Here is an 8503-nt window from a genome sequence, read left to right on the forward strand (position 1 = left end):
AATGAAAACCCGACTCATTGGCGCGATCCTCGCGATCGTTCTGGCCATCGTTGGCACCGTCGTGCTCACCGGTTACGTGAACAGCGCCGACGCGCGAGCAGCCGACGGCGCCGAGTTCGTATCGGTCTACCTGGTCGCCGATGAGATCCCAGCCGGCACCGAGGCGAGCGCGATCACCGACCTCATCACCGCGAAGCAGATCCCGGCCCTCGCCGCGGTGCCGGGCCGGGTGACGAAGCTGAGCGACCTGAAGGGCCTGGTGGCGGACACCGCACTGATGCCCGGCGAGCAGCTGCTCGAGTCTCGCTGGGTGACGCCCGCCACGCGGGCGGCCAGCGGAGACGTCGCACTGCCGGAGGGAATGCAGGCGGTCAGCATCGCCCTTCCCGTCGAGCGGGTGGTCGGCGGCACGATCAAGCCGGGCGACACCGTCGGCGTCGTGATTTCCGCCACCATCAAGGGCGCTGACGGCGCCGAAGACACGCCAATCAGCAGGCAGGTCTTCCACAAGGTGCTCGTCACCGCGGTACGCGAGGGAACCAGTACGCCCCCTGCCGACGGAGCGGACGCGGCAGCCGAGGCAGCCGAGACCGTCATGGTCACTCTCGCTCGGCCGACCGCAGATATCCAGAAGTTGGTTTGGGGCAAGGAATTCGGCAGCGTGTGGCTCACCATCGAGCCGAAGACGGCTGATGAGACCGGTTCAGCGGTCGTCGACGGAAGCGTCGTGTTCCAATGAGCCGCCCACGACTGAGCCCCTGGCGTGACGGGGTGCTGGGGTCGGTAGCGCAGACGGCCTCGGCCGTCGGACCCGGCGACGAAGCCCGGGATGGCAGCTCGGGCGAGATCGGGCTAGCGGATGTCACCGCACTCGACGACCGGTCGGCAGCCGATGAGCAGGAACCGTCCACCCTCGAACCCCCCACCCTCGATCCGCCCACGACCGAGGAGACTCCGGAGCCGGAGGTCATCCCGCGCCAGACCATCGCGGTGGTGGCCGCCAAGGGCGGTGTCGGCAAGACGACGATCGCGACCAACCTGGCCGTCGGCCTCGCCAAGCTGGCCCCGCTGTCGGTGGTGCTCGTCGATGCCGATGTGCAGTTCGGGGACGTGGCCATGGCCCTGTCGCTGACACCCGGACGCTTCCTGCCCGATGCCGTCACCACCGTCGCGGCCAACGACGCCATGGTGCTCAAGGCCTACCTCACCCCGCATCCGGACGGCTACTACGTCGTGTGCGGCGCGGAGTCGCCGGCCGACGGGGACCGGGTCACCGGCGAGCAGCTCGGTCACCTGATTCGCCAACTCGCCGGGATCTTTCGGTTCGTGATCATCGACACGGCGCCCGGCCTGGGTGAACACGCGTTGGCCGCCCTCGAGGCTGCCACAGACGCCGTATTCCTCTGCGACATGTCCGTGCCGGGTGCACGCGGCCTGCGCAAGGAGCTCGCCGTTCTCGCCACCATCGGCATCATGCCGCCGGCCCGTCATGTCGTGTTGAACTTCGCCGACCGGGTGAGCGGGCTGAGCGTGAAGGACGTCGAGGCAACGATCGGTGTGCCGGTGGACGTCGCCGTTCCCCGATCGAGCCTGGTGACGCTGTCCACGAATCGTGGCATTCCGCTGCTCCAGAACGGAAAGAAAAATCCAGCGTCGGCTGCCCTCACGGACTTGGTGCGCCGATTCGACCCCAGCGCGTCACTCAAACGCGGTCGCTTGCATCGAAGGGTGGTTGTCGCATGAAACTGACCGACCGAGTGGAGGCGGCACGCCGCGATGGTCCACTGCACAAGCTCGACAAGAAGACCGGCAACGGCAACCTCTCTGCATCGAGGGCGGTGACGGACGTTGCCCTTCAACCCTCCATCGAGGCCACAGCTGCACCGGAGGCAGAGGCTCCCGCTCCGGAACCCGCGCCCATCCCGGCGCCGCCGCTTGACCCACTGGCAGAACTCAAGGAACGGGCGGCACAGGAACTCTTCGGTCGAATCGGCACGCGCCTGAACGATCCTAATTTGAGTGAGGAACAGCTGCACTCGTATGCCAGGGCCGAACTCGGCAGCATCGTCGCGGCCGAACAGGTTCCGCTCAGTCCGGAGGAGCGCACCCGGCTGATCGCCGAGATCGGTGCCGACGTGCTCGGTTACGGCCCGCTGGAGGCACTGCTCGCCGACGTCGGCGTGACCGAGATCATGGTCAACGGCCACGAGCAGATCTTCGTCGAGCGTGACGGTCGCCTCAGCCGCAGCGCTGCCCGCTTCACCAGCGAGGCCCAGCTGCGCCGGGTGATCGAGCGCATCGTGTCGAAGGTCGGGCGCCGCATCGACGAGTCGTCGCCGCTGGTGGACGCGCGCCTCGCCGACGGCTCGCGGGTGAACGCGATCATCCCGCCGCTCGCAGTCGACGGCTCCTCGCTCACGATCCGCAAGTTCGCGCGCGAACCTTTCACCGTGAACGACCTGGTCGGCTTCGGCACGCTGAGCGCCGAAATGGCCCAGGTGCTGGATGCCTGCGTGAAGGCCAAACTCAACATCATCGTCTCCGGCGGCACCGGAACCGGGAAGACGACGCTGCTCAACGTGCTCTCCGCCTATATCCCCTCCAATGAGCGCATCATCACCATCGAGGACGCGGTGGAGCTTCAGCTGCAGCAGGACCATGTGATCCGGCTGGAATCCCGGCCGGCCAACATTGAGGGTAAAGGCGAGATCACCATCCGTGACCTCGTGCGCAACTCCCTCCGGATGCGGCCGGACCGAATCGTGATCGGCGAGTGCCGCGGTGGCGAGAGCCTGGACATGCTGCAGGCGATGAACACCGGGCACGAGGGATCGATCTCGACCGTTCACTCGAACTCGCCGCGCGACGCGATCGCCCGGCTCGAAACCCTCGTGCTGATGGCCGGAATGGACCTGCCGCTGCGCGCCATCCGAGAGCAGATCTCGTCGGCGATCGATGTGATCATCCAGATCACCAGACTCAAGGACGGCACCCGTCGGGTCACGCACGTGACGGAGGTCCAGGGCATGGAGGGTGACATCGTCACCCTGCAGGACGCCTTCGTCTTCGACTACAGTGCCGGCGTCGACGAGGCCGGACGCCTGCTCGGCCACGCGGTGGCGACCGGCGTGCGGCCCCGGTTCGCCGACAAATTCCGGGACCTCGGAATTCCGTTGTCCCCGAGCGTGTTCCAGGCCAACCTCGTCACCCGGAGCCAGAGATGAATGAGCTGGCCCTCTACGGAGGAATCGCCGCCGCGCTGATCGCCCTGTTCGTGATCGTCTTCCTGGTGATCGCACCACCACGGCCCCGGGTGCCGCTGGAACGCCGTCGAGCGCCGGGCGCGGTGGACACGTCGACCCTCACCCGGGTGACCGACCGCACGGTCGAGGCCATCGAGGGGGCGATCCTTCGTCGCGGCCGCGCGCCGTTCACCGCGGAGGAACTGGAACAGGCCAGCATCCGGATGCAGCCGTCCGGCTTCGTGCTCATGGTGCTCTCGACGTCGACCGTGCTGGCCCTGACCGGCCTGCTCTTGGGAAACGGCACCTTCTGGGCGATACCGCTCCTGGCGACCTTCGCGGCGCTCGGCCCGATCGGCGCGAAGGCGTTTCTTCACGTGCGTGCGGGGCAGCGTCGCGCAAAGTTCGCGGAACAGCTCGACGAAACCCTTGCGCTTCTGGCCGGCGGCCTGCGGGCCGGTCACAGCCTGCTGCGGGCGGTGGACGCGGCCTCCCAGGAGACGCCGTCGCCGTCGGCGGACGAGTTGGCTCGGGTCGTGAATGAGACTCGCATCGGCCGGGACCTCGGTGATGCGCTCGACAACACCGCCACCCGGATGCGGAGCGAGGACTTCCAGTGGGTGGCGCAGGCGATCGCCGTCAACCGTGAGGTCGGCGGCAACCTGTCCGAGGTGCTCGACCGGGTGGGCCACACCATCCGGGAACGCAACGAGATCCGTCGCCAGGTGAAGTCGCTCGCCGCCGAGGGAAAGATGTCAGCCTGGGTGCTGATCCTCTTGCCGATCGGGGTGTTCACGTTTCTGCTGCTGACGCAGCCGAACTACTTCGCCGGCTTCTTCGGCAGCATCTGGGGCATCGCCGCCCTGGTCGTCGCCGCCATCCTGCTCGTCGCCGGCTCATTGTGGATGATGGCCGTCGTCAAGGTCAAGTTCTAGGAGAATCCAGTGCCTTCACTCATCGCAATGCTTGCCTCGCTGGCCGTTGCCGGCGGATTCGCGGTCCTGGTCGGCATCCTCGTCGGCGGTCGCGCTGGCAAGCCGATCACCGACCTCGGGGATGCAGGTCTAAACCTCGTCGGGACGACCGCAACGCGCGTCAGACGGGGTCGAACGATGCGCGAACTAGCTCCCCGAGGGTACCTCGGGATGCTCGACCGCAGGCTGGCGCTCGCCGGTCGGCCCCCGGCCTGGACCATCGACAAGATCCTCATCGCCAAGCCGCTCGCGGGCACCGCCGGTGCGCTCCTGGCGCTCCTGTGGATCAGCGGGGACCCGGTCCCGACGCGATTCGTGCTCGGTGCGCTCCTTGTGGTTCTGTGCTTCTTCGTGCCCGACCTTCTCCTGATCAGCCGCGGGCAGGAGCGACAAGAGAAGATCCAGAACGCCCTGGCCGACACCCTTGACCAGATGACGATCGCCGTGGAGGCCGGCCTCGGCTTCGAGGCCGCCATGGCCAAGGCGGCGACGAACGGCAAGGGGCCGCTCGCGGAGGAATTCATCCGCACCCTGCAGGACATGAGCATCGGCCGCACCCGAACGCACGCCTATCAGGCGCTCGGCGACCGCACCTCGTCATCGGACCTGCGCCGGTTCACCCGGTCGGTCATCCAGGCCGACACCTACGGCATCGCGATCGCGGACGTGCTCCGGGTGCAGGCCGGGGAAATGCGCCTGCGCCGCCGTCAGCGCGCCGAAGAGAAGGCGATGAAGATCCCGGTCAAGGTGCTCTTCCCACTCATCTTCTGCATTCTGCCGGTGCTGTTCATCGTGCTACTCACCCCAGCCGTGCTGAGCATGATCGAAGCGTTCTCCTGAACCTCGCCGGAGCCGAACGCGCCCCTAACGAATTCGACGGAGATTCTGCTGTAAAAACACGCTTTGAGGCACTTCCGCGGCGAAATCGGCAAAATCTCCGTCGAATTGGTGAATGCAGGCGTGGGCCTAGCGGAAATTGACGAACTGCAGGGCCACGTCGAGGTCTTTGCCCTTGAGCAGGGCCATGGTGGCCTGCAGGTCGTCGCGGCTCTTCGAGCTGACCCGCAGCTCGTCGCCCTGGATCTGGCTCTTGACGCCCTTGGGGCCCTCGTCGCGGATGATCTTGTTGATCTTCTTCGCATTTTCCTGGTCGATCCCTGCCTTCATCGAGGCCTCGATCCGAAACTCCTTGCCCGAGGCGAAGGGATTACCAGCGTCCAGGCTGCGCAGGGAGATGCCGCGCTTGATCAGCTTGGATTCGAAGACCTCGAGGATGGCCTTGACGCGCTCCTCGGAGTTGGCCTTCAGGAGCACCTTTTCGCCGCTCATCTCGATCGAGGCGCCGACATTCTTGAAATCGTAGCGCTGTGCGACCTCTTTGTGCGCCTGGTTGAGGGCGTTGTCGACCTCCATCGGGTCTACCTTGCTGACGATGTCGAACGTTGAGTCTGCCATGCCTGCAATAGTACCCAGTGGGTGCCTATTCGCCCGGCCGGGCAGTGCTGGAGCGCACGAGAAGCTCGAATGGCATGGGGGTGTTCAGGGACGAGAGCTGGTTCTGGCCCGGACGCAGCCGGTCCAGCAGGATCTCGACGGCCTTCTCGCCCTGCCCCTGCGGAAACTGGGCGATCGTGGTGAGGCCGAAGAAGTCCGCGAGTTCGTGGTCATCGATTCCGATCACGGACACGTCCCGTGGCACGACGAGGCCGAGGTCCCGTGCCGCAAGGATGACTCCGATCGCCATCTCGTCTGAGCCGGCGAATACGGCGCTCGGCCGACCGCGCGGGTTGCCAAGAAGTTGAATGGCCGCTTGGTAGCCGCTTTTCATCGTGAAGTCCGCAGGCCTGAACAATTCGGCAGCCGGAGTGATTCCGGCTGCCGTCAGGGCTAACTCATAGCCGACCCGGCGGTTGGTGGGAAGATGGAAGTCCCGGTCGACGTCCTCATTTCCGCCGATGTGTGCGATCCGTGTGTGGCCCAGGGAGAGGAGATGTTCCGTGGCGAGCCTGGCCACGGCAACATCGTCGATCGTGAGCGTGCGAACACCCTCGATCGGGCCGCCGACGCCGACCAGCGGCTTGTCGAGTGCGTGCAGGGTGGCGACTTCGGTCGTGGTCAGTTCGAGCGAAATCGCGATGACAGCATCCACTCTCTGACGCAGCAGGAAATGGTTGAACACGATGCGGCGCTCGCCTCCGCCGCCGGTCAGGCTGAACAGGGTGAGGTCAAAGCCGTTCTTCAAGAGGGATTTCTGCGCACCCTCGACAACGCTGGAGAAGAACCAGCGGTCAAGGAACGGAACGACGACACCGATGTTCTTCATCCGGCCGGAGGCGAGACTCGATGCCGTGGACGAGACGACGTAGCCGAGTTCCCCGGCGGATGCTTCGACCTTTAAACGGGTGGCAGGGGATACATGGCCGTTGCCGCTGAGTGCGCGCGAAACAGTGGCGGTAGAGACGCCCGCGTGGCGGGCGACGTCATCGATGCCTACCATGAGGTTCCTATCGGGAATGAAGTTGAGTCATCTCCGATCATATCCACCGTCCGATAGGTACCGGACGTGCCGATTTCTCACTGGGGACCAAAACCTTGTATTCTGACTGAGCGTCTCCGGTCACGTGTTTTGCATATGGTCGGGTGCGTACTGGCAAGTTACCCAAGTGGCCAAAGGGATCTGACTGTAAATCAGCCGTCTTAGACTTCGGGGGTTCGAATCCCTCACTTGCCACTCTCTCTTCCGCATCATTTAGCGTTGCACCATGACCACACGTGCCTCAGCCGGATTGCTTCGCCTCGCCCAGGACACCGCGCTCGCCGCGGGGCAAATGGCTGCCCGGCGGAGAACTGTCGGGGTGCAGGTCGCCGCGTCGAAGTCCTCCCTGGAGGACGTCGTGACCCTGGCCGACCGGGAAACCGAGTCGCTGATTCGGGCTCTCCTGGCCGACGCCCGGCCCGATGACGGTTTCTTAGGAGAGGAGTCGGCGGCCACCCGCGGCACATCCGGCCTGACCTGGGTCGTGGACCCGATCGACGGCACCGTCAATTACCTCTACGGTTTTCCGGCCTGGGCGATTAGTATCGCCGTCGTCGAGGGTGACCCCGATCCGGCCACCTGGACCACGCTGGCCGGCGCCGTCTACAACCCGACCGGTGACGAGCTGTTCACCGCGGCAGCAGGTGACGGGGCATGGCTGGGGGTCCGCCGGCTGCAGGTGCCGACGGACGTGCCGCTGTCGCTGGCGTTGCTGGGCACCGGTTTCTCCTATCGCGCGGCCGAAAGAGAGCGGCAGGCGGACGTCGTGCGGGGCCTGATCGGCGAGGTACGGGACATCCGTCGCATCGGGTCGGCCGCACTCGACTTGTGTTCGGTTGCCGCCGGGCGGTTGAACCTCTATTACGAGCGCGGGCTGAGCCCCTGGGACCACGCGGCCGGCGCGCTGGTGGCGCGCGAGGCCGGCGCTCGAGTCGGTGGCTTCGGAGCCGACCGTGAGGGTATGGGCCTGCTCATTGCCGGGGCTCCCGACCTTTATCGGGTCTGCCAACCCCTTCTGGCCAAACTTTTCGATGACTTCATGGCCGACGCGGAAGCGTAGGCGACTGAACCGCTTCGAACGAGACGGATGCCGCGGAAACACCGGTGACCGACGTGCTCGTGGCGGCCCGGGGAGATCGCCGGAAACGGAGGCGGTGCCCCTTTTTCGGGTGTCATTCTGCTTCGAAGAGTAGGGATAACCGGCCTCCGGGCGGTAGCCTGTACTGATTCGTTACTTTGGTTGAGGCCAAGACGACTATCTTCTTCTGTCCAATGCGCCGAAAGAACCGATCCTTTGCTCCCTCACTCCTCTAGCTCGGCTGCCTCGGTGCCGGGTGTGAGTGACCCTGAAACGAAGCCCCTCACGCGTCGCGAACTGCGCGAGCGCGAGCGGATGTCCGTCCCGGTGCTGGACATTCCAGGCTCCGCGGTCACCGACGCGCCGACCGCCGCCGATCCCGCTGGTGCCGGGCCGTCGACGCCGGACCTCGACCTTCTGGTCGCCGCGAGCCTCGCTGAACCCGAATTCGAGTCCGTGACGATCGCTGACTCGGACCGCCTGATCGCCGCGCCGGCCGCCGCCGACGCTCCGGTCTCCGACGTGGACCGGCTGCAGACGGCCATCTCCGCCGTCACGACGTCCACGGAGATCCCCTTCCCCACCCGGGCGCAGCGGCGCGCGGAACAGCCCGCCTCCCGCCCCCGCCGCGCATCGGCCCGGGAGCGCCTGGCGCCCGCCGTTCACCCGGCCG

The 8503-nt window shown here is 66.1% G+C and carries 9 protein-coding genes and 1 tRNA gene; 8 read left to right on the forward strand and 2 right to left on the reverse strand.

Annotated elements, in window-relative coordinates; all coding sequences use genetic code 11:
- Position 1 precedes the first annotated feature (1 nt).
- The 5 genes from cpaB to E3T34_RS07160 are packed head-to-tail and all read left to right on the forward strand — an operon-like array spanning position 2 to position 5056.
- A complete protein-coding gene (cpaB, locus tag E3T34_RS07140; protein ID WP_158252035.1) occupies positions 2–739 on the forward strand; it encodes a Flp pilus assembly protein CpaB in 738 nt (245 codons plus the stop codon).
- Complete coding sequence (locus tag E3T34_RS07145) at positions 736–1743, forward strand: AAA family ATPase (protein ID WP_134342569.1); 1008 nt, start codon at positions 736–738, stop codon at positions 1741–1743. Before cpaB ends, E3T34_RS07145 begins: the two co-directional genes overlap by 4 nt.
- Positions 1740–3224, forward strand: coding sequence for a CpaF family protein (locus E3T34_RS07150; protein ID WP_134342570.1), 1485 nt, complete (start codon positions 1740–1742; stop codon positions 3222–3224). The genes E3T34_RS07145 and E3T34_RS07150 overlap by 4 nt, the downstream gene beginning before the upstream one ends.
- Positions 3221–4177, forward strand: coding sequence for a type II secretion system F family protein (locus tag E3T34_RS07155; RefSeq protein ID WP_241972955.1), 957 nt, complete (start codon positions 3221–3223; stop codon positions 4175–4177). The genes E3T34_RS07150 and E3T34_RS07155 overlap by 4 nt, the downstream gene beginning before the upstream one ends.
- 9 nt (positions 4178–4186) lie before the next feature.
- Positions 4187–5056, forward strand: a complete 870-nt coding sequence (locus tag E3T34_RS07160; protein WP_241972956.1) for a type II secretion system F family protein — start codon at positions 4187–4189, stop codon at positions 5054–5056.
- A 126-nt stretch (positions 5057–5182) separates the two neighbouring features.
- Here the strand turns inward: E3T34_RS07160 and E3T34_RS07165 are convergent, their stop codons facing one another.
- Positions 5183–5671 (reverse strand): YajQ family cyclic di-GMP-binding protein, encoded by a 489-nt coding sequence (locus E3T34_RS07165; protein WP_104100714.1) that lies wholly within the window; start codon positions 5669–5671, stop codon positions 5183–5185.
- A gap of 25 nt (positions 5672–5696) precedes the next feature.
- Positions 5697–6713: a LacI family DNA-binding transcriptional regulator gene (locus E3T34_RS07170; RefSeq protein ID WP_104100715.1), complete on the reverse strand. Its 1017-nt coding sequence runs from the start codon at positions 6711–6713 to the stop codon at positions 5697–5699.
- 152 nt (positions 6714–6865) lie between these two features.
- Here E3T34_RS07170 and E3T34_RS07175 point away from each other — a divergent pair.
- From E3T34_RS07175 to E3T34_RS07185, 3 genes are all read left to right on the forward strand, one after another.
- Positions 6866–6947: transfer RNA gene (locus E3T34_RS07175), tRNA-Tyr, on the forward strand.
- 31 nt (positions 6948–6978) lie between these two features.
- Positions 6979–7812, forward strand: a complete 834-nt coding sequence (locus E3T34_RS07180) for an inositol monophosphatase family protein (RefSeq protein WP_134342571.1) — start codon at positions 6979–6981, stop codon at positions 7810–7812.
- A gap of 276 nt (positions 7813–8088) precedes the next feature.
- Positions 8089–8503, forward strand: a 415-nt coding sequence (locus E3T34_RS07185; protein ID WP_198412270.1) for a hypothetical protein, incomplete at its 3' end; no start/stop codon positions are given.

Origin of the sequence: Cryobacterium sp. TMT1-62, from assembly GCF_004403145.1 — a bacterium.
GTDB classification, from domain to species: domain Bacteria; phylum Actinomycetota; class Actinomycetes; order Actinomycetales; family Microbacteriaceae; genus Cryobacterium; species Cryobacterium sandaracinum.

Excerpts from the sequence above, each read along its gene's own strand:
- E3T34_RS07150 (WP_134342570.1), top strand. The coding sequence starts at position 1,740 with ATGAAACTGACCGACCGAGTGGAGGCGGCACGCCGCGATGGTCCACTG.
- E3T34_RS07165 (WP_104100714.1), bottom strand. The coding sequence starts at position 5,671 with ATGGCAGACTCAACGTTCGACATCGTCAGCAAGGTAGACCCGATGGAG.
- E3T34_RS07170 (WP_104100715.1), bottom strand. The coding sequence starts at position 6,713 with ATGGTAGGCATCGATGACGTCGCCCGCCACGCGGGCGTCTCTACCGCC.
- cpaB (WP_158252035.1), top strand. The coding sequence starts at position 2 with ATGAAAACCCGACTCATTGGCGCGATCCTCGCGATCGTTCTGGCCATC.
- E3T34_RS07180 (WP_134342571.1), top strand. The coding sequence starts at position 6,979 with ATGACCACACGTGCCTCAGCCGGATTGCTTCGCCTCGCCCAGGACACC.
- E3T34_RS07155 (WP_241972955.1), top strand. The coding sequence starts at position 3,221 with ATGAATGAGCTGGCCCTCTACGGAGGAATCGCCGCCGCGCTGATCGCC.
- E3T34_RS07145 (WP_134342569.1), top strand. The coding sequence starts at position 736 with ATGAGCCGCCCACGACTGAGCCCCTGGCGTGACGGGGTGCTGGGGTCG.